General features: G+C 51.2%; 22 protein-coding genes. 13 read left to right on the forward strand and 9 right to left on the reverse strand.

What is annotated here, in order from left to right; all coding sequences use genetic code 11:
* Positions 1–59 precede the first annotated feature (59 nt).
* Together rhaA and rhaB are read right to left on the reverse strand one after the other, a co-directional pair.
* On the reverse strand, positions 60–1,319 hold the full coding sequence (gene rhaA, locus QUF14_RS23765) for an L-rhamnose isomerase (RefSeq protein WP_001330206.1): 1,260 nt from the start codon (positions 1,317–1,319) through the stop codon (positions 60–62).
* A complete protein-coding gene (gene rhaB / locus QUF14_RS23770; protein WP_000144038.1) occupies positions 1,316–2,785 on the reverse strand; it encodes a rhamnulokinase in 1,470 nt (489 codons plus the stop codon). Before rhaB ends, rhaA begins: the two co-directional genes overlap by 4 nt.
* A 287-nt stretch (positions 2,786–3,072) precedes the next feature.
* Here rhaB and rhaS point away from each other — a divergent pair, with 287 nt between their 5' ends.
* Positions 3,073–3,909, forward strand: a complete 837-nt coding sequence (rhaS, locus tag QUF14_RS23775) for an HTH-type transcriptional activator RhaS (protein ID WP_000217161.1) — start codon at positions 3,073–3,075, stop codon at positions 3,907–3,909.
* A gap of 73 nt (positions 3,910–3,982) precedes the next feature.
* Positions 3,983–4,831 (forward strand): HTH-type transcriptional activator RhaR, encoded by an 849-nt coding sequence (rhaR, locus tag QUF14_RS23780; RefSeq protein WP_024211942.1) that lies wholly within the window; start codon positions 3,983–3,985, stop codon positions 4,829–4,831.
* Here the strand turns inward: rhaR and rhaT are convergent.
* Positions 4,828–5,862 carry an L-rhamnose/proton symporter RhaT gene (rhaT, locus tag QUF14_RS23785; protein WP_000063508.1) on the reverse strand — a complete coding sequence of 345 codons (1,035 nt, stop codon included), beginning with the start codon at positions 5,860–5,862 and terminating at the stop codon, positions 4,828–4,830. The two genes, rhaR and rhaT, sit on opposite strands and share 4 nt — an antisense overlap.
* A 284-nt stretch (positions 5,863–6,146) precedes the next feature.
* On the opposite strand from rhaT, the gene sodA reads away from it, so the two are divergent.
* From sodA to yiiM, 3 genes are all read left to right on the forward strand, one after another.
* Entirely contained in the window at positions 6,147–6,767 is a 621-nt protein-coding gene (sodA, locus tag QUF14_RS23790) for a superoxide dismutase [Mn] (RefSeq protein WP_001355349.1), read from the forward strand.
* A 259-nt stretch (positions 6,768–7,026) separates the two neighbouring features.
* On the forward strand, positions 7,027–8,010 hold the full coding sequence (gene kdgT / locus QUF14_RS23795) for a 2-keto-3-deoxygluconate transporter (protein WP_001166064.1): 984 nt from the start codon (positions 7,027–7,029) through the stop codon (positions 8,008–8,010).
* Positions 8,011–8,158: 148 nt separating this feature from the next.
* Complete coding sequence (gene yiiM, locus QUF14_RS23800; protein WP_001270233.1) at positions 8,159–8,833, forward strand: 6-hydroxyaminopurine reductase; 675 nt, start codon at positions 8,159–8,161, stop codon at positions 8,831–8,833.
* Positions 8,834–8,938: 105 nt separating this feature from the next.
* On the opposite strand, the gene cpxA is transcribed toward yiiM, so the two are convergent.
* Positions 8,939–10,312, reverse strand: coding sequence for an envelope stress sensor histidine kinase CpxA (cpxA, locus tag QUF14_RS23805; protein WP_000580426.1), 1,374 nt, complete (start codon positions 10,310–10,312; stop codon positions 8,939–8,941).
* A complete protein-coding gene (gene cpxR, locus QUF14_RS23810) occupies positions 10,309–11,007 on the reverse strand; it encodes an envelope stress response regulator transcription factor CpxR (protein WP_001033722.1) in 699 nt (232 codons plus the stop codon). Before cpxR ends, cpxA begins: the two co-directional genes overlap by 4 nt.
* A 149-nt stretch (positions 11,008–11,156) precedes the next feature.
* Here cpxR and cpxP point away from each other — a divergent pair, with 149 nt between their 5' ends.
* From cpxP to cdh, 5 genes are all read left to right on the forward strand, one after another.
* Positions 11,157–11,657, forward strand: coding sequence for a cell-envelope stress modulator CpxP (gene cpxP, locus QUF14_RS23815; RefSeq protein WP_001223800.1), 501 nt, complete (start codon positions 11,157–11,159; stop codon positions 11,655–11,657).
* A 148-nt stretch (positions 11,658–11,805) separates the two neighbouring features.
* Entirely contained in the window at positions 11,806–12,708 is a 903-nt protein-coding gene (fieF, locus tag QUF14_RS23820; protein WP_001076748.1) for a CDF family cation-efflux transporter FieF, read from the forward strand.
* Positions 12,709–12,888: 180 nt separating this feature from the next.
* Complete coding sequence (gene pfkA / locus QUF14_RS23825) at positions 12,889–13,851, forward strand: 6-phosphofructokinase (RefSeq protein WP_001355350.1); 963 nt, start codon at positions 12,889–12,891, stop codon at positions 13,849–13,851.
* A 319-nt stretch (positions 13,852–14,170) separates the two neighbouring features.
* A complete protein-coding gene (gene sbp / locus QUF14_RS23830) occupies positions 14,171–15,160 on the forward strand; it encodes a sulfate/thiosulfate ABC transporter substrate-binding protein Sbp (protein ID WP_001045686.1) in 990 nt (329 codons plus the stop codon).
* Positions 15,161–15,266: 106 nt separating this feature from the next.
* On the forward strand, positions 15,267–16,022 hold the full coding sequence (cdh, locus tag QUF14_RS23835) for a CDP-diacylglycerol diphosphatase (protein ID WP_001355351.1): 756 nt from the start codon (positions 15,267–15,269) through the stop codon (positions 16,020–16,022).
* Positions 16,023–16,076: 54 nt separating this feature from the next.
* On the opposite strand, the gene tpiA is transcribed toward cdh, so the two are convergent.
* Both tpiA and QUF14_RS23845 read right to left on the reverse strand, forming a co-directional pair.
* The gene (tpiA, locus tag QUF14_RS23840) at positions 16,077–16,844 is read right to left on the reverse strand and encodes a triose-phosphate isomerase (RefSeq protein ID WP_001216325.1); all 768 of its coding nucleotides are present in this window, start codon (positions 16,842–16,844) and stop codon (positions 16,077–16,079) included.
* A 107-nt stretch (positions 16,845–16,951) separates the two neighbouring features.
* Positions 16,952–17,551 carry a YiiQ family protein gene (locus QUF14_RS23845; RefSeq protein ID WP_000802214.1) on the reverse strand — a complete coding sequence of 200 codons (600 nt, stop codon included), beginning with the start codon at positions 17,549–17,551 and terminating at the stop codon, positions 16,952–16,954.
* Between the two features lie 100 nt (positions 17,552–17,651).
* Here QUF14_RS23845 and QUF14_RS23850 point away from each other — a divergent pair, with 100 nt between their 5' ends.
* From QUF14_RS23850 to uspD, 3 genes are all read left to right on the forward strand, one after another.
* Entirely contained in the window at positions 17,652–18,092 is a 441-nt protein-coding gene (locus QUF14_RS23850; protein ID WP_000155255.1) for a DUF805 domain-containing protein, read from the forward strand.
* Between the two features lie 211 nt (positions 18,093–18,303).
* Positions 18,304–18,603 carry a DUF406 domain-containing protein gene (locus QUF14_RS23855; RefSeq protein ID WP_000655987.1) on the forward strand — a complete coding sequence of 100 codons (300 nt, stop codon included), beginning with the start codon at positions 18,304–18,306 and terminating at the stop codon, positions 18,601–18,603.
* Positions 18,604–18,629: 26 nt separating this feature from the next.
* On the forward strand, positions 18,630–19,058 hold the full coding sequence (gene uspD, locus QUF14_RS23860) for a universal stress protein UspD (protein ID WP_000323553.1): 429 nt from the start codon (positions 18,630–18,632) through the stop codon (positions 19,056–19,058).
* 4 nt (positions 19,059–19,062) lie between these two features.
* On the opposite strand, the gene fpr is transcribed toward uspD, so the two are convergent.
* On the reverse strand, positions 19,063–19,809 hold the full coding sequence (gene fpr, locus QUF14_RS23865) for a ferredoxin--NADP(+) reductase (protein WP_000796321.1): 747 nt from the start codon (positions 19,807–19,809) through the stop codon (positions 19,063–19,065).
* A gap of 96 nt (positions 19,810–19,905) precedes the next feature.
* Entirely contained in the window at positions 19,906–20,916 is a 1,011-nt protein-coding gene (gene glpX / locus QUF14_RS23870; protein WP_001250644.1) for a class II fructose-bisphosphatase, read from the reverse strand.
* Positions 20,917–21,089 lie beyond the last annotated feature (173 nt).

Here is a 21,089-nt window from a genome sequence, read left to right on the forward strand (position 1 = left end):
TGTTGTCGGATGCACGACCCGTAGGCCGGATAAGGCGCTCGCGCCGCATCCGGCAGTGTTTACCCACGCTGGCTCAAAATCGCTTTCTCATAAGCCCGCACGCTCTCCAGCCATTCGCTACCCACTGGGGTATCGTGACGTTGGCAATACATTTCCCAGACTGCCTGCCATGGCAATGATTTTTGTTCTTCCAGTAGCGCCAGACGCGCAGTGTAATCACCCGCTGCTTCCAGCTTGCGCAGTTCAGTGGTAGGTTCCAGCAACGCACGTAGCAGGGCTTTTTTCATATTGCGCGTACCAATGACCCATGCGGCAATGCGGTTGATAGAGGCATCAAAGAAATCCAGGCCGATATGTACCCGGTCGAACAGATCGTGACGAACAATCTCACTTGCAATCGCCTGAGTTTCATCATCCAGTAGCACTACGTGATCGCTGTCCCAGCGAACCGGACGGCTGACGTGCAGCAGCAACTGCGGCACATACAGCATGGCGGCGGAAATCTTGTCGGAAATCACTTCAGTCGGGTGGAAATGTCCGGCATCCAGGCACAGCGCCGTCTGGCGGCTGGTGGCATACCCCATGTAAAACTCATTGGAGCCAACCGTGTAGCTCTCCGCGCCAATACCAAACAATTTGCTCTCAACGGCGTCGATATGGTGCGCCGGATCCAGCTTCTCGCTGATCACCTCATCCAGTGCTGCCAGTAAACGCTGGCGCGGGGCGAGACGGTCAACGGTGATATCTTTCATGCCATCCGGGATCCAGATGTTCATCACCGACGGTGTGCCGAGTTGCTCGCCAAAATAGGCTGAAACACGGCGGCTGGCTTTGCAGTGATCAATCCAGAACTGGCGAATGCTGTCGTCGGCATGGGAAAGCGTAAAGCCATCGGCGCTTAGCGGATGCGAAAAACAGGAGGGGTTAAAATCCAGACCGAGCTGATTGGTTTTCGCCCATTCAACCCAGTTTTTGAAGTGCTCTGGTTTGATTTGGTCGCGCGCGACTGGCGTATCTGATTCCAGATAGATGGCATGTAAATTAAGCCGTTTCGGACCCGGAATCAGCCGCATAGCTTGTTCCAGATCGGCACGTAGCTCGCTGGCATTACGCGCTTTGCCCGGATAATTGCCAGTAGCCTGAATCCCACCGGTCAGCGAACCTTCCGGGTTTTCAAAACCGGAAACATCATCGCCTTGCCAGCAGTGCATTGAAACGGGTAAACGATCAAGTTGGCGCAGCGCCTCCTCGACATCAATCCCCACCGCCGCGAAACGCTGTTTCGCAAGCTCCCAGGCCTGTTCCAGTTGAGTGGTCATGCGCAAAGCTCCTTTGTCTGTCGTGTAGAGTGAATCCGCGCCACATAGTGGGCAATTTCACTGTCAGGATTAGGGGTAAAGGTGGTCAGATTCGCGGTGGTGCTGACGACCTGACGGAAATCATCCACATTGTTGAGTTCATCCAGCGTCATTAACTGGATGCCGATATTGCCGAGCGTCGAGGCTTCAACAGGCCCGGCAATCACCCGAATACCGCAGGCATCGGCACATAGCTGATTGAGCAGCGTGTTCTGGCAGCCACCGCCGACAATATGCAGTTGTGAGAAATCTTCACCGCGCAGTTGCGCCAGCTCATGCAACACATCGGCATACAGCAGCGCCAGACTGTCGAAAATACAGCGCGCCAGTTCAGCATCACTTTCCGGGATTGGTTGCGCCGTTTCCCGACACGCAGCCTGAATTTCGCTGCACATCTCGTCAGGATTAATAAAGCGATCGTCATTGGGATTGATGGTGAAGCGGCAAGCCGGCAGTGCCTGTGTCGCGGCGATAAGCGCCGGAAGATCGTTGATTTTCCGCTCCTGAAGCACCCGCTGAAGCAGCCATAAGCCCATAATATTTTTCAGCACCCGATAGCGACCTTCCGCCCCGCCTTCATTGGTGATGTTGGCTGCCAGCGCTGTGTCATTGGTGAATGGTGTCTGGCTTTCGAAGCCCATCAATGACCAGGTGCCAGAAGAGAGATACGCAGCGCGGGAACCGTTTAACGGCGAGGCGATAACCGCGCTGGCGGTATCATGGCTGGCAACGGCGACGACAGGAATTGCATTACCTTGCGGGCAAATCCAGTGACCAATGACATTACCCGGATGTGTCGGGCGACCAAACCAGGCTTTGTTGGCCCCGCTCCACGCCAGTAGCGTTTCGTCCCAGTCGTCGCTATTGATATTGACCAGTTGCGTGGTGGTGGCGTTGGTATATTCCCAGTTCATCTTGCCGGTCAGGCGATAACTGAAGTAATCCGGCATCAGCAGAGCGTGAGCAATGTGTGGAATAAGCTCAGGTTGTTGCTCCGTCAGCGCACGCAACTGATAAAGCGTATTGAAGGGTAGAAATTGTATGCCGCTACGCTGATAAATATCGCGTTTGCCGAGTTGCTGTTGTGCCTGCGTCATCAGACCATGGGTGCGGCTATCGCGATAAGCAACGGGCAGACCCACACGCTTACCCTGTAGGTCGAGCAGCACAAAGTCCACGCCCCAGGTATCAATCCCAATGCTATCGATACGAATCCCTTGCTCGCACACCTTGTTTAATCCAAGGCGAATGGCACTTTCCAGGCTATCCACATCCCAGGTGACATAACCGTTCTGGCTATGCAGCCCATTGTTAAAACGATGGATTTCGTGCAGCGTCAGGCTGCGGCATTCACGCTCGTAACGCGCCAGCATCACGCGCCCACTGGATGCGCCGAGATCGACGGCGACACAATTGCGAAAGGTCATAATGTGATCCTGCTGAATTTCATTACGACCAGTCTAAAAAGCGCCTGAATTCGCGACCTTCTCGTTACTGACAGGAAAATGGGCCATTGGCAACCAGGGAAAGATGAACGTGATGATGTTCACAATTTGCTGAATTGTGGTGATGTGATGCTCACCGCATTTCCTGAAAATTCACGCTGTATCTTGAAAAATCGACGTTTTTTACGTGGTTTTCCGTCGAAAATTTAAGGTAAGAACCTGACCTCGTGATTACTATTTCGCCGTGTTGACGACATCAGGAGGCCAGTATGACCGTATTACATAGTGTGGATTTTTTTCCGTCTGGTAACGCGTCCGTGGCGATAGAACCCCGGCTCCCGCAGGCGGATTTTCCTGAACATCATCATGATTTTCATGAAATTGTGATTGTCGAACATGGCACGGGTATTCATGTGTTTAATGGGCAGCCCTATACCATCACCGGTGGGACGGTCTGTTTCGTACGCGATCATGATCGGCATCTGTATGAACATACCAATAATCTGTGTCTGACCAATGTGCTGTATCGCTCGCCGGATCGATTTCAGTTTCTCGCCGGGCTGAATCAGTTGCTGCCACAAGAGCAGGATGGGCAGTATCCGTCTCACTGGCGCGTTAACCACAGCGTGTTGCAGCAGGTGCGACAGCTGGTTGCACAGATGGAACAGCAGGAAGGGGAAAATGATTTACCCTCGACCGCCAGTCGCGAGATCTTGTTTATGCAATTACTGCTCTTGCTGCGTAAAAGCAGTTTGCAGGAGAACCTGGAAAACAGCGCATCACGTCTCAACTTGCTTCTGGCCTGGCTGGAGGACCATTTTGCCGATGAGGTAAATTGGGATGCCGTGGCGGATCAATTTTCTCTTTCGCTGCGTACGCTACATCGGCAGCTTAAGCAGAAAACGGGACTGACGCCTCAGCGTTACCTGAACCGCCTGCGACTGATGAAAGCCCGACATCTGCTACGCCACAGCGAGGCCAGCGTTACTGACATCGCCTATCGTTGCGGATTTAGTGACAGTAACCACTTTTCGACGCTTTTTCGCCGAGAGTTTAAATGGTCACCGCGTGATATTCGCCAGGGACGGGATGGCTTTCTGCAATAACGCGAATCTTCTCAACGTATTTGTACGCCATATTGCGAATAATCAACTTCGTTCTCTGGCCGAGGTAGCCACGGTGGCGCATCAGTTAAAACTTCTCAAAGATGATTTTTTTGCCAGCGACCAGCAGGCAGTCGCTGTGGCTGACCGTTATCCGCAAGATGTCTTTGCTGAACATACACATGATTTTTGTGAGCTGGTAATTGTCTGGCGCGGTAATGGTCTGCATGTACTCAACGATCGCCCTTATCGCATTACCCGTGGCGATCTCTTTTACATTCATGCTGACGATAAACACTCCTACGCTTCCGTTAACGATCTGGTTTTGCAGAATATTATTTATTGCCCGGAGCGGCTGAAGCTGAATCTTGACTGGCAGGGGGCGATTCCGGGATTTAGCGCCAGCGCAGGGCAACCACACTGGCGCTTAGGTAGCATGGGGATGGCACAGGCGCGGCAGATTATCGGTCAGCTTGAGCATGAAAGTAGTCAGCATGTGCCGTTTGCTAACGAAATGGCAGAGTTGCTGTTCGGGCAGTTGGTGATGTTGCTGAATCGCCATCGTTACACCAGTGATTCGTTGCCGCCAACATCCAGCGAAACGTTGCTGGATAAGCTGATTACCCGGCTGGCGGCCAGCCTGAAAAGTCCCTTTGCGCTGGATGAATTTTGTGATGAGGCATCGTGCAGTGAGCGCGTTTTGCGTCAGCAATTTCGCCAGCAGACTGGAATGACCATCAATCAATATCTGCGGCAGGTCAGAGTGTGTCATGCGCAATATCTTCTCCAGCATAGCCGTCTGTTAATCAGTGATATTTCAACCGAATGTGGCTTTGAAGATAGTAACTATTTTTCGGTGGTGTTTACCCGGGAAACCGGGATGACGCCCAGCCAGTGGCGTCATCTCAATTCGCAGAAAGATTAATTCGCCATGCCCATGCCGACGATGTTGGCGGCGACAATAATCACCACACAACCGAGGCTCAACACCGTTACCGGACGGCGACCTGCATTGTTCCACTCTTTCAGCACCAGCCCGACGATACCGCCGCACAATACATAGAAGCTCATATGCAGCATCCAGCTGATGTAGTCATACTGCGCCGGAATGCGGGCGTGGCCCCAGGCATAGAAAAAGAATTGCAGATACCACATCAAACCGCCCAGTGCCGAGAGTAACACGTTGTGAATGATCAGCGGTTTTGCCAGCGAAAAGTCGGCTTTTAGCGACAAATCCTTCACTTTTGCCAGACGAATGAAGCAGAAACCGAGGTTGATGATCGCGCCGCCTCCCATGATGACAACATAGCTTGGCAGAGCGACATACAGTGGATCGACGCCCAGTGCGGCAGCTGCTTCATGCATCGGTTTTGCGGCGTTCATCGCAAAGGACATCCCGGCAGAGAAAATGCCGCACATCACCGCCAGCACCAGCCCTTTTTTCAGGTTGAACTCTTCGGCTTTTATGCCCATCTTGCGCTCTTTCAACTGCCCGGCGCGAGTTACAATCCCTACGCCAATCAGCGCCACCAGAACGCCGAGCAACGTCATGCGTCCGCCTTCGGTATTAATCAGAACATCGAAATTGCCGTTGATAATTGGCGTCATCAGCGTACCGACAATCAACGTAATGCCAATGGCGATGCCAATTCCCATCGACATGCCGAGATAACGCATGGTCAGGCCGTAGTTGATATTACCGATCCCCCACATAGCACCGAACAGAAAAACAGGCAGCAGTGTAGAGAGACTAAACGAGCTGTAATACGCCCAGAAATTCGGTAGTAACAGGGCGCTGATGGCCCACGGCAGAATAATCCACGAAACAATCCCACCGACTGACCACATGGTTTCCCATGACCATTTCTTTACTTTTTTGAACGGCGCGTAAAAACAGGCTGCACTGGCCGCGCCGATCAAATGCCAAAATATCCCCATCGTAATCGCGTTACTCATCTTCTTATCCTCATCATTTTTCGTCGCGTCACATCTCCGACGAGATGAGTGTAAAAATCGTGCTGTCGATTAACCTTTCGCCTGTTGCCGCCGTTGTCGATTTACTGGCAATCACGGCATTAAGTGGGTGATTTGCTTCACATCTCGGGCATTTTCCTGCAAAACCATACCCTTACGAAAAGTACGGCATTGATAATCATTTTCAATATCATTTAATTAACTATAATGAACCAACTGCTTACGCGGCATTAACAATCGGCCGCCCGACAATACTGGAGATGAATATGAGCTATACCCTGCCATCCCTGCCGTATGCTTACGATGCCCTGGAACCGCACTTCGATAAGCAGACCATGGAAATCCACCACACCAAACACCATCAGACCTACGTCAACAACGCCAACGCGGCGCTGGAAAGCCTGCCAGAATTTGCCAACCTGCCGGTTGAAGAGCTGATCACCAAACTGGACCAGCTGCCAGCAGACAAGAAAACCGTACTGCGCAACAACGCTGGCGGTCACGCTAACCACAGCCTGTTCTGGAAAGGTCTGAAAAAAGGCACCACCTTACAGGGTGACCTGAAAGCGGCTATCGAACGTGACTTCGGCTCCGTTGATAACTTCAAAGCAGAATTTGAGAAAGCGGCAGCTTCCCGCTTTGGTTCCGGCTGGGCATGGCTGGTGCTGAAAGGCGATAAACTGGCGGTGGTTTCTACTGCTAACCAGGACTCCCCGCTGATGGGCGAAACTATTTCTGGCGCTTCCGGCTTCCCGATCCTGGGCCTGGATGTGTGGGAACACGCTTACTACCTGAAATTCCAGAACCGCCGCCCGGACTACATCAAAGAGTTCTGGAATGTGGTGAACTGGGACGAAGCAGCGGCACGTTTCGCGGCGAAAAAATAATCATTTGCCGCCTGCTGCAATGAGGCGTTTACGCCGCATATCAGCTTAAAAAATGAACCATCGCCAACGGCGGTGGTTTTTTTGTGATCAATTTCAAAATAAAAACAATGATCCGATAAAAATAAAACAGTGTTTCAATTGATGTGGTTTTGATCACTTTTATTGATTAAATGAATGTCTATCTTCGTTTTCATCAACACTGATGCTCCGTTGAGGAATTACGCATCAGCCCTTAAAAATATGCCGACAGGTGATGGAAATGCAGATAAAACGCTCGATTGAAAAAATCCCGGGGGGGATGATGCTCGTCCCGCTATTCCTTGGCGCACTGTGCCACACCTTCTCGCCGGGGGCGGGGAAATATTTTGGATCATTCACCAACGGGATGATTACCGGTACGGTGCCCATTCTGGCGGTGTGGTTTTTTTGCATGGGGGCGTCAATAAAATTAAGCGCGACGGGAACGGTATTGCGTAAATCCGGTACGCTGGTGGTAACAAAAATTGCCGTCGCGTGGGTGGTTGCGGCAATTGCCTCGCGCATTATTCCGGAACATGGTGTTGAAGTTGGATTCTTTGCCGGACTTTCAACGCTGGCGCTGGTGGCGGCGATGGATATGACCAACGGCGGACTTTACGCTTCCATCATGCAGCAGTACGGTACGAAAGAAGAAGCTGGGGCATTTGTGTTAATGTCATTGGAGTCCGGGCCGCTCATGACGATGATTATTCTGGGCACTGCCGGGATTGCCTCGTTTGAACCGCATGTTTTCGTCGGCGCAGTATTACCGTTCCTGGTGGGCTTTGCCCTTGGGAACCTTGATCCTGAATTACGAGAATTTTTCAGCAAAGCGGTGCAGACGCTGATTCCATTCTTTGCCTTCGCGCTGGGCAATACCATTGATTTGACTGTAATTGCCCAGACAGGTTTGCTGGGGATCCTGTTGGGTGTGGCAGTAATTATCGTGACCGGTATTCCGTTGATTATCGCCGATAAATTGATTGGCGGTGGCGATGGCACTGCCGGAATTGCCGCTTCCAGTTCCGCAGGGGCCGCGGTAGCGACACCTGTGCTGATTGCTGAAATGGTGCCTGCGTTTAAACCGATGGCTCCGGCAGCAACTTCGCTGGTCGCGACGGCGGTCATTGTGACTTCGATTCTGGTGCCAATTCTTACCTCTATCTGGTCACGTAAAGTCAAAGCCAGAGTGGCGAAAATCGAAATTTTAGGCACGGTAAAATAAACCTGCTTCCTTAATCCCCACAGCCGGATGAACTAACGTTCGTCCGGTTTGCTATTGAGCTCCTGCCTGGATACATACCGCGAAAACAGCACGCCTGACATAAAATAAATATGGTCTAATGGGGAAATTTCTCGTGGAGAGGGAACAGATGCGATATCCGGTTGATGTATACACAGGCAAGATTCAGGCTTATCCCGAAGGCAAACTCAGCGCAATTGCCAAAATCCAGGTTGATGGTGAGTTGATGCTGACGGAGCTGGGGCTGGAAGGTGACGAGCAGGCGGAGAAGAAGGTTCACGGCGGGCCAGACAGAGCGCTGTGTCATTATCCTCGTGAGCACTATCTCTACTGGGCGCGGGAATTTCCGGAACAGGCGGAGTTGTTTGTTGCGCCTGCGTTTGGCGAAAATCTCTCAACCGACGGTCTGACGGAAAGCAATGTTTATATTGGCGATATTTTCCGCTGGGGAGAGGCATTAATTCAGGTCAGCCAGCCACGCTCCCCTTGCTATAAACTCAATTACCATTTTGATATCAGCGATATAGCGCAGTTGATGCAAAACACGGGTAAAGTGGGGTGGTTGTATAGCGTGATTGCGCCAGGGTTGGTATCTGCTGATGCGCCGCTGGAGTTGGTTTCTCGTGTCAGTGATGTGACCGTGCAGGAGGCTGCTGCTATCGCATGGCATATGCCGTTTGATGACGATCAGTATCACCGTTTACTCTCCGCCGCAGGGTTATCGAAAAGCTGGACGCGGACGATGCAGAAACGCCGACTGAGCGGCAAAATCGAAGATTTTTCACGGCGGTTGTGGGGAAAATAACCCCCGGAGAGTAGGCCTGATAAGACGCTATCAGCGTCGCATCAGGCATTCTGCTCAAACGCCGGATGCGGCGTAAACGCCTTATCCGGCCTACAAATGCGGAGTTTAACTCCGCTTATACAGCGGCAGCCAAATCACCAGCCGCAAACCGCCCAGCGGGCTGTCTTCTGCCTTCACCCAACCACGGTGCTGCTGGATAGCTGTTTCGACAATCGCCAGCCCTAAGCCCGTACCGCCAGATTCACGATCGCGCGCTTCATCGGTGCGATAGAACGGACGGAAAATCTGCTCGCGATCTTCCGGGCTAACGCCAGGACCATCGTCGTCCACCGTAATGGTGATACCATCTTTATCTACCGCAAAGCCCACCTCAATCTTCGTATGGGAATAACGCAGAGCATTACGAACAATGTTTTCCAGCGCACTTTCCAGAGCGTTCGGGTTGCCATACAGAGGCCACGGCCCAGGCGGGAAGTTAACCGTAAACGACTTGCCCATTTGTTCCGCTTCGAATGCCGCGTTATCCAGCACTTCACCCCACAACTGGTTAGCTTTCAATGTCTCGCTCACCAGCGCGTTTTTCTGCTGATTACGTGACATCACCAACAGGTCGTTGATCATGCTGTCCAGACGCTGGGCTTCGGTTTCAATACGCTCCAGTTCCTTGCTTTCACCACTACGACGGCGCAATAACGCCGTACCCAGTTGCAGGCGCGTCAGTGGCGTGCGCAGTTCGTGAGAGATATCAGAAAGGAGGCGCTGCTGGGAGGTCATCATGCGCTCCAGCGCGGTCACCATCTGGTTAAAACTGGCACCAGCGGCAAGAAATTCCTGTGGCCCCGCTTCCAGTTCCGGATGCTGGCGTAAGTTCCCCTGGGCAACTTCATCGGCCGCGTTTTTCAGCTTACGCGCCGGTTTTGCCAGACTCCAGGCCAACCACAACAGCAACGGTGTACTGACCAACATAGTCACAATCAGCAGTAATAGCGGGCGGTCAAACAGTAAGTTAATGAAATCGGATTGAGAACTGCTGGCCGGACGAATCAGATACAGTTGGTAATTATCTTCGCCATCACGCACGGAGAACGGACCGACCAGTTCCACGCGGCCATACTTTTTCTTTTGCGGGTGATCGGCGTTATCGGCCTGGCCAATAAAGTTGCGAATGATCTGCATTTCGCTGCGTTCAGCGCCGATCACGCGGCCCTCGGTGGTCACCAATAACAAACGCTGTCCTGGCGGTGCCCACTTATCAATCGCCCGGAACAGACGCCGCCACCACATTAAATCGTTGGGCGGATCGTTCGCCAGTTCCGCTTCGACATGCTGCTCAATCATCAGCCCCTGACGCTGTTCGCTATCCAGAAGCTCGGTCATCTGGCGTGAATCGAGCTTGGGTAACATCAAAACCAACATCAACACCAGCGCCAGCGTCAGCCAGAAGATGGCGAAGATGCGCGCGGTTAAGCTGCCTATCATGAAGCAGAAACCATCAGATAGCCGCGACCACGCAAGGTTTTAAACCACGGGTGACCATCTTTACGATCCGGCAGTTTACGACGCAGGTTGGAAATGTGCATATCGATAGCGCGGTCGAAAGGCGTCAGGCGTTTGCCCAGCACTTCCTGGCTTAAATGCTCACGGGAAACCACCTGACCCAGATGCTGTGCCAGCAAATAAAGCAGGGTAAACTCAGTGCCGGTTAACTCCAGCGTTTGCCCGTCGAAGCTGGCTTCCTGACGGCCTGGATTCAGCACTAAGGCATCAACTTCCAGTGTCGGTGAACCGTTGTCGTTGTTTTGCTGTTGCTCGCTCCAGTGCGAACGGCGCAGGATCGCGCGAATACGTGCCACCAGCTCACGATCATTAAACGGTTTCGGGAGATAGTCATCTGCGCCCAGCTCAAGGCCGAGAACGCGATCAAGTTCACTGCCGCGCGCCGTCAACATAATGACAGGCGTCTGGTGTGTCTGGCGAAGTGCTTTTAATGTGTCGATACCATTTTTCTTCGGCATCATGACATCAAGCAAAAGTAAATCAATGCTGTCGTCCAGAAGATCAAGCGCCTGCTCCCCATCGTGGGCAACAATCACGTTGAAGCCTTCCATCTCGAGCAGCTCCTTTAACAGGGAAGTCAGCTCTCGGTCATCATCAACTAACAGGATTTTATTCATTGTTTAAATACCTCCGAGGCAGAAATTACGTCATCAGACGTCGCTAATCCATGACTTTACGTTGTTTTACACCCCCTGACGCATGTTTGCAGCCTGAATCGTAAACTCTCTATCGTTGAATCGCGACAGAAAGATTTTGGGAGCAAATGATGCGCATAGTTACCGCTGCCGTCATGGCCTCAACGCTGGCAGTCAGTTCATTAAGCCACGCTGCTGAAGTCGGTTCAGGCGATAACTGGCATCCGGGTGAAGAACTTACGCAGCGCAGTACGCAGAGCCATATGTTCGACGGCATAAGTTTAACCGAACATCAGCGTCAGCAGATGCGAGATCTTATGCAACAGGCCCGGCACGAACAGCCTCCTGTTAATGTTAGCGAACTGGAGACAATGCATCGCCTTGTCACCGCAGAAAATTTTGATGAAAACGCTGTGCGCGCACAGGCAGAAAAAATGGCGAATGAGCAAATTGCTCGTCAGGTTGAGATGGCAAAAGTCCGCAACCAAATGTATCGCCTGTTAACGCCGGAGCAGCAAGCGGTTTTAAACGAGAAACATCAACAACGAATGGAGCAGTTGCGCGACGTGACGCAATGGCAAAAAAGTTCATCGTTGAAGCTATTGAGTAGTAGCAACTCACGTTCCCAGTAGTAAACCCTGTTTTCCTTGCCATAGACACCATCCCTGTCTTCCCCCACATGATGTGGGGGTTTTTTTTATCCTCAATTTGCCTACTGCTTAATGCATTGCAGATGATTTGCTTCCGTTATACTACCGTCAGTTGATAGCGGGAGTATTTATGAATCAATCTTATGGACGGCTGGTCAGTCGGGCGGCGATTGCTGCAACGGCGATGGCTTCGCTGCTATTGCTGATTAAAATTTTTGCATGGTGGTATACCGGGTCGGTGAGTATTCTCGCCGCGCTGGTGGATTCGCTGGTGGATATCGGCGCGTCGTTGACGAATTTACTGGTGGTGCGATATTCCCTGCAACCTGCCGACGATAATCACTCGTTTGGTCACGGTAAAGCTGAGTCCCTCGCGGCGCTGGCGCAAAGTATGTTTATCTCCGGTTCGGCACTATTCCTGTTTTTGACGGGTATTCAACATCTGGTATCTCCAACACCGATGACAGATCCAGGCGTCGGGGTTATCGTGACAATTGTGGCGCTAATTTGTACGATTATCCTTGTCTCGTTTCAGCGGTGGGTGGTGCGCCGGACGCAAAGCCAGGCGGTGCGGGCTGATATGCTACATTACCAGTCTGATGTTATGATGAACGGCGCAATTCTGCTGGCGCTGGGGTTGTCCTGGTACGGCTGGCATCGCGCCGATGCTCTGTTTGCATTGGGAATCGGCATCTATATTTTATATAGCGCGTTACGCATGGGATATGAGGCGGTACAGTCATTACTGGATCGCGCATTACCTGATGAGGAACGGCAAGAAATTATTGATATCGTGACTTCCTGGCCGGGTGTTAGCGGCGCTCACGATCTTCGCACGCGGCAGTCAGGGCCGACCCGCTTTATTCAGATTCATTTGGAAATGGAAGACTCTCTGCCTTTGGTTCAGGCACATATGGTGGCGGATCAGGTAGAGCAGGCTATTTTACGGCGTTTTCCGGGATCGGATGTGATTATCCATCAGGATCCTTGTTCCGTCGTACCCAGGGAGGGTAAACGGTCTATGCTTTCATAATCAGTATAAAAGAGAGCCAGACCCGCATTTTGTGTATAAAATACCGCCATTTGGCCTGACCTGAATCAATTCAGCAGGAAGTGATTGTTATACTATTTGCACATTCGTTGGATCACTTCGATGTGCAAGAAGACTTCCGGCAACAGATTTCATTTTGCATTCCAAAGTTCAGAGGTAGTCATGATTAAGAAAATCGGTGTGTTGACAAGCGGCGGTGATGCGCCAGGCATGAACGCCGCAATTCGCGGGGTTGTTCGTTCTGCGCTGACAGAAGGTCTGGAAGTAATGGGTATTTATGACGGCTATCTGGGTCTGTATGAAGACCGTATGGTACAGCTAGACCGTTACAGCGTGTCTGACATGATCAACCGTGGCGGTACGTTCCTCGGTTCTGCGCGTTTCCCGGAATTCCGCGACGAGAACATCCGCGCCGTGGCTATCGAAAACCTGAAAAAACGTGGTATCGACGCGCTGGTGGTTATCGGCGGTGACGGTTCCTACATGGGTGCAATGCGTCTGACCGAAATGGGCTTCCCGTGCATCGGCCTGCCGGGCACTATCGACAACGACATCAAAGGCACTGACTACACTATCGGTTTCTTCACTGCGCTGAGCACCGTTGTAGAAGCGATCGACCGCCTGCGTGACACCTCTTCTTCTCACCAGCGTATTTCCGTGGTGGAAGTGATGGGGCGTTACTGTGGCGATCTGACGCTGGCTGCGGCCATCGCCGGTGGTTGTGAATTCGTCGTGGTTCCGGAAGTTGAATTCAGCCGTGATGACCTGGTAAATGAAATCAAAGCGGGTATCGCGAAAGGTAAGAAACACGCCATTGTGGCAATTACCGAACACATGTGTGATGTTGACGAACTGGCGCATTTCATCGAGAAAGAAACTGGTCGTGAAACCCGTGCAACTGTGTTGGGCCACATTCAGCGCGGTGGTTCTCCGGTGCCTTACGACCGTATTCTGGCTTCCCGTATGGGTGCTTACGCCATTGAACTGCTGCTGGCAGGTTACGGCGGTCGTTGTGTAGGTATCCAGAACGAACAGCTGGTTCACCACGACATCATCGACGCTATCGAAAACATGAAGCGTCCGTTCAAAGGCGACTGGCTGGACTGCGCGAAAAAACTGTATTAATGATTTCGGAAAAAGGCAGATTCCTTTAGCCTGAAACCGATGACAGAAGCAAAAATGCCTGATGCGCTTCGCTTATCAGGCCTACATGAATTCTGCAATTTATTGAATTTGCAAACTTTTGTAGGCCGTATAAGGCGTTCGCGCCGCATATGGCATGGACAAAGCGCACTTTGTCAGCAATATGAGGCGGATTTCTTCCGCCTTTTTAATCCCCCAACATATACCCACAAGTTATAGCCAATCTTTTTTTATTCTTTAATGTTTGGTTAACCTTCTGGCACGCTTTGCTCATCACAACACAACATAAGAGAGTCGGGCGATGAACAAGTGGGGCGTAGGGTTAACATTTTTGCTGGCGGCAACCAGCGTTATGGCAAAGGATATTCAGCTTCTTAACGTTTCATATGATCCAACGCGCGAATTGTACGAACAGTACAACAAGGCATTCAGCGCCCACTGGAAACAGCAAACTGGCGATAACGTGGTGATTCGTCAGTCACACGGTGGTTCAGGCAAACAAGCGACGTCGGTAATCAATGGTATTGAAGCTGATGTTGTCACTCTGGCTCTGGCCTATGACGTGGACGCAATTGCGGAACGCGGGCGGATTGATAAAGAGTGGATCAAACGTCTGCCGGATAACTCCGCACCGTACACTTCCACCATTGTTTTCCTGGTACGTAAGGGCAATCCGAAGCAGATCCATGACTGGAATGATCTGATTAAACCGGGTGTTTCGGTGATCACGCCTAATCCGAAAAGCTCCGGTGGCGCGCGCTGGAACTACCTGGCAGCCTGGGGCTACGCGCTGCACCACAACAACAACGATCAGGCAAAAGCGCAGGATTTTGTTCGGGCACTGTATAAAAACGTCGAAGTTCTGGATTCTGGCGCGCGCGGCTCCACTAACACTTTTGTCGAGCGCGGAATTGGCGATGTTCTGATTGCCTGGGAAAACGAAGCTCTGCTGGCAGCGAATGAACTGGGGAAAGATAAATTCGAAATCGTCACGCCGAGTGAGTCTATCCTCGCAGAGCCAACCGTGTCGGTGGTCGATAAAGTGGTTGAGAAAAAAGATACCAAAGAGGTGGCGGAAGCCTACCTGAAATATCTCTACTCGCCAGAAGGCCAGGAAATTGCCGCGAAAAACTACTACCGTCCGCGCGATGCGGAGGTGGCGAAAAAGTACGAAAATGCGTTTCCAAAGCTGAAGTTATTTACCATTGATGAAGAGTTTGGCGGCTGGACGAAAGCACAAAAAGAGCATTTTGCTAACGGTGGTACGTTCGATCAGATCAGCAAACGCTAGTTTCTCCAGGATAATTATCAAACCCGGTGGTTTCTCGCGACCGGGTTTTTTATTTGTCACGATTTTGCGTTACCCTTGCATCTCTTTGAGGTACAGGGAAAAAAAGATGAAAAAAGCGGGTCTTCTTTTTTTGGTGATGATAGTTATCGCCGTTGTGGCTGCTGGTATTGGTTACTGGAAATTAACCGGCGAAGAGTCGGATACATTACGTAAGATTGTCCTTGAGGAATGTTTACCCAATCAGCAGCAAAATCAAAATCCTTCGCCATGTGCGGAAGTCAAACCCAATGCCGGATACGTGGTTTTAAAAGATCTTAATGGCCCACTGCAATATCTGTTGATGCCAACGTATCGTATTAACGGTACTGAAAGTCCTTTGTTGACCGATCCTTCAACGCCGAACTTCTTTTGGTTGGCCTGGCAGGCGCGTGATTTTATGAGCAAAAAATACGGCCAGCCGGTTCCCGATCGCGCGGTTTCTTTGGCGATCAACTCTCGCACCGGGCGTACGCAAAACCATTTTCATATTCATATCTCTTGTATTCGTCCTGATGTGCGCGAACAGCTGGATAACAATCTGGCGAACATCAGCAGCCGCTGGTTGCCACTGCCAGGTGGTTTGCACGGGCATGAATACCTGGCGCGTCGGGTAACGGAAAGCGAACTGGTACAACGCAGCCCATTTATGATGCTTGCAGAAGAAGTGCCTGAGGCGCGGGAACATATGGGAAGCTACGGGCTGGCGATGGTGCGGCAGAGTGATAATTCGTTTGTGTTGCTGGCGACACAACGAAATCTACTGACGCTGAACCGTGCTTCAGCCGAGGAAATCCAGGATCATCAGTGTGAGATTTTGCGTTAAGGCGAGGAGTTAAGGAAAGTAAGTGCCGGATATGAAATCCGGCACCTGTCAGACTTAAGCCTGTTTAGCCGCTTCTGCAGCTTTAACGATCACTGCGAAAGCGTCAGCTTTCAGAGAAGCACCGCCAACCAGCGCGCCGTCGATGTCTGGCTGAGCAAACAGTTCTGCAGCGTTAGACGCGTTTACAGAGCCGCCGTACTGGATGATCACTTGTTCAGCGATGTTAGCGTCAACTTTAGCGATGTGGTCACGGATGAATTTGTGAACAGCCTGTGCCTGCGCCGGAGTTGCCGATTTGCCAGTACCGATTGCCCATACTGGTTCGTAAGCGATTACCGCACCTTCGAATGCTGCAGCACCCTGAGTTTTCAGTACCGCGTCGATCTGACGTGCACAAACTTCTTCAGTTTTGCCCGCTTCGTTTTCAGCTTCGGTTTCACCGATGCACAGAACCGGAGTCAGACCCTGCTCTTTCAGCACCGCGAATTTTTTCGCGATCAGTTCGTCAGACTCTTTGTGGTAAGTACGACGTTCAGAGTGGCCGATGATGATGTACTGTGCGCCGATGTCTTTCAGCATAGCAGCAGAGGTTTCACCGGTGAATGCGCCGGACAGGTTCAGGTCCACGTTTTGCGCACCCAGCATGATGTGGCTGCCTTCAGCTTCGCGCTTCGCCATATCGATGTACATTTCCGGTGGTGCGATTGCAACCGCACAGCCAGCAACACCTGCCAGCTCTTTACGCAGGTTAGAAACCAGCTCGTGAACCATGTGGCGGCTGCCGTTCAGTTTCCAGTTACCCATCACTAAAGGATGTCGCATTTTAATTCTCCACGCTTATAAGCGAATAAAGGAAGATGGCCGCCCCGCAGGGCAGCAGGTCTGTGAAACAGTATAGAGATTCATCGGCACAAAGGCTTTGCTTTTTGTCATTTATTCAAACCTTCAAGCGATTCAGATAGCGCCAGCTTAATCGGTTCAACAGCGAAGGTCAGCCCCTTTTCGCCGTTGTCCGCGACAACATAACGCAGTGCACCTTCGGTCTCGGTGTAATAACGTTTGTTTTTCCCCGCCGTTAGTAGCGACTGCAGTTTTTTCTGGCTTTGTGTTTTGGTCATTAATGGGGTGAGTGTGCGGATCACCGCTGCCATGTATTCCTGAGCTTTCGCTTTCGCGGCTTTTTGCTCTGGCCCCTGGATGGGTAGCCAGGTCATTTGAATGCTTTTGATTTTTAAGGTACCGCGCTCCAGCGCTGTAGAAGCATACAAGTTCTCATTAATTTTACTTGCAGCACGAGTGAGATTGGCTTTGTCGGGACTGCTGTCGATGGCACGAAATTCGTTCAGTGGCAGGCTGGGATTCTGGCTGTTAAAGTCTTCTCGAAACTGGCTGATGGAGAGATCGAAAGTAGGGGCTCCAGCCAGCAGATAAGGCGCGGTCGTTGCCGTATCTGGTGTTTGTGCATGCGCCGCTGTTGTAACGGTTAATGCAGAACATAAGAGAAAAAACAGCGTACACCCTGGCTTCATTGACAGTACCTTTTGTTATGACTGGCTCCGATTAAAACGATATCTGTCGCCCTTGTCAAAAGGGTAGAATCCTGGAAAAGACAACCATCAAGGAACTTACATGACCATACAGCAATGGTTATTTTCATTTAAAGGGCGTATTGGACGCCGTGATTTCTGGATTTGGATAGGCCTGTGGTTCGCAGGCATGCTGGTGCTTTTCTCACTGGCGGGTAAAAATTTACTCGATATTCAGACCGCGGCGTTTTGCCTTGTGTGCTTGCTTTGGCCAACAGCGGCAGTAACCGTTAAGCGCTTGCATGATCGCGGGCGTTCCGGCGCATGGGCATTTCTGATGATTGTGGCGTGGATGCTGCTGGCGGGTAACTGGGCGATTTTACCTGGTGTCTGGCAATGGGCGGTGGGGCGTTTTGTCCCGACGTTGATTCTGGTGATGATGCTTATCGATCTTGGTGCGTTTGTTGGCACACAAGGCGAAAATAAATATGGTAAAGATACCGAGGATGTGAAGTATAAAGCCGACAATAAATCAAGTAATTAACCTTTAATATATCTCTTACTGCTATTTTTTTCCGGGTTTGTTATTTCCACGTTGAAAATGACAATGCCCGGAAAATCCTTCTGATCTCTTCACCTTAAGCAATATCAAAAAAAATGGTAATCCATAAGATCATTACTTGTTTGTTCTTCCCTTAACGGCGCATTATTCTTAAGTCGTAATCGACAGAGAGGCGAATATACAGAGGTGCCCTATGAAAGATGTCGTAGATAAATGCAGTACTAAAGGATGTGCGATTGATATCGGTACGGTGATTGATAACGACAACTGTACCAGTAAGTTTTCGCGCTTTTTTGCCACCCGCGAAGAAGCAGAGTCCTTTATGACTAAACTGAAAGAGCTTGCCGCCGCTGCATCCTCTGCGGATGAAGGGGCCAGCGTGGCCTATAAGATTAAGGATCAGGAGGGGCAAGTTGAGCTTGATGCGGCCTTCACCTTCTCATGCCAGGCCGAGATGATTATTTTTGAGTTATCACTGCGTTCGTTAGCTTGATGGAGTTGCTTTAGAAGGAGTTAAACATGGCTTATAAACACATTGGCGTGGCAATTTCCGGGAATGAAGAAGATGCCTTACTGGTGAATAAAGCCCTGGAGCTCGCCAGACATAATGACGCTCACCTGACGTTAATTCATATTGATGATGGCTTAAGCGAGTTGTATCCGGGTATCTACTTCCCTGCAACAGAGGATATTCTTCAATTGTTGAAGAATAAGTCGGATAACAAGCTGTATAAACTGACGAAAAATATTCAATGGCCGAAGACAAAACTGCGTATTGAACGTGGGGAAATGCCGGAAACACTGCTGGATATTATGCAACAAGAGCAGTGCGACCTCCTTGTCTGTGGTCATCACCACTCATTTATCAACCGTTTGATGCCGGCATACCGCGGGATGATCAATAAGTTGAAAGCGGATCTGCTCATCGTGCCGTTTATCGATAAGTAACCGCTTACCAGTAATGCTCCGCTGTCATATGGCCCGGTCGACGACGTAAATGTTTCGTCATCTGCCGGGTTTCTTTTAGCAACTGTTGCGTATCGCGAACCATCTGTGGATTGCCGCACAGCATCACATGGCTGGTTTCTTTATCCATCGGCAAGCCCACCGCACTTTCCAGTTCACCACTTTCAATTAACGCCGGTATTCGCCCGGTGAGCGAACCCGCCGCCGTTTCCCGACTGACCACCGTCTGAATGCGCAGTTTCCCTTCGTAGCGTTTTTCCAGTTCTTGCATCAGTGGCAGATAACTTAAGTCGGCGGCATAACGTGCGGCGTGAACCAGAACCAGATTTTTGAAGCGATCTAAATCTTTGCCCAGTTGCAGAATTGATAAATAAGGGCCAATCGCTGTACCGGTTGCCAGCATCCACAGTGTTTCGCAGTCAGGGACCTCATCCAGCACAAAGAAGCCAGCTGCTTCGCTAACCACCTGTACTTCATCGCCCGGTTTCAGTGCCGCTAATCGTGGGCTTAATTTTCCATCGGGCACGGTCACCAGGTAAAACTCCAGATCGGGATTATCAGGAGAGTTAACGTAGGAATAGGCACGCTGGACGCGTTCGCCGTCAATTTCAAGGCCTAGTTTGGTGAATTGCCCGGCAGTAAATGGAAGCACGGGAGCGTGAACGGTGAGACTAAACAGGGCGTCGGTCCAGTTCTGCACTTTAGTGACTTTGCCTGTTACCCAATCAGCCATGTTTTTCTCCTGTTTTGATTGACTTGCCTTATCTTCGTTCTCCGAACAAAAAAATTCCAGTCCCGAAGGACTGGAAGGCTCAATCGATCAAATCACTCAGAGAATGTGCACCTGCATTTCCGGGTCTTTACGATCCAGATAGTGGATGGATTGAATGCGACGAATGGTGCGTGATTTACCGCGGATCAGCAGTGTTTCGGTGGTGGCGATATTGCCTTTGCGGCTAATACCTTCCAGCAGATCACCTTTGGTGATGCCAGTGGCAGAAAAGATGACGTTGTCGCTGCGCGCCATATCGCCCAGACGCAACACTTTACCCGCTTCGATGCCCATCGCTTTGCAGCGCGCCAGCTCCTGCTCGCCAATGCGGCGATTTTCTTCGTTGTCGCCTTTGACGTCATGACGTGCCAGCAGACGACCATTCATGTCGCCATCTAATGCGCGGATCACCGCCGCAGAAACCACGCCTTCCGGCGCGCCACCAATACCGTACAGCACGTCAACTTCGCTGTCTGGCATACAGGTGAGAATTGAGGCTGCCACATCGCCATCCGGAATAGCAAATACGCGCACGCCGAGTTGCTGCATTTCTGCGATAACGGCATCGTGGCGCGGTTTTGCCAGAATCGTTACCGTCAGTTCGCTCAACGGTTTGCCGAGCGCCGCCGCAACATTGCGCAGGTTATCCGCCAGCGGCAGGTTCAGATCAATGGTGCCTTTGGCTCCCGGTCCGACGATCAGCTTCTCCATATACATATCTGGCGCGTTGAGGAAGCAGCCTTTATCGCCTACTGCCAGCACCGCCAGCGCGTTAGCCTGGCCCATCGCCGTCATGCGCGTGCCTTCAATCGGATCAACAGCAATATCTACCGCATCACCGCGACCGGTACCGACTTTTTCACCAATGTAGAGCATCGGTGCTTCGTCGATTTCACCTTCACCAATGACGATGGTGCCGTCAATGTTGACCTGGTTGAGCATAATACGCATGGCGTTAACCGCCGCGCCGTCCGCGGTGTTTTTATCGCCGCGTCCTAACCATTTGTAGCCAGCCAGCGCCGCAGATTCGGTGACGCGGGAAAATTCGATGGCAAGTTCTCGTCTCATAGCAAACTCTAAGCAGTAAGGAATGGCGCGAAGTGTAGCACAGGGGAAGGGCAGGATTATTGATGTGTGCGGGGGTTGCCCCCGCACGATTTCAGAGTCTACGACATGCCGGATGCGGCGTGAACGCCTTATCCGGCCTACACAAAATGGCATCGGCTCGTAGGCCTGATAAG

Origin of the sequence: Escherichia sp. HH091_1A, from assembly GCF_030295175.1 — a bacterium.
In the GTDB taxonomy this organism is placed as follows: domain Bacteria; phylum Pseudomonadota; class Gammaproteobacteria; order Enterobacterales; family Enterobacteriaceae; genus Escherichia; species Escherichia coli_F.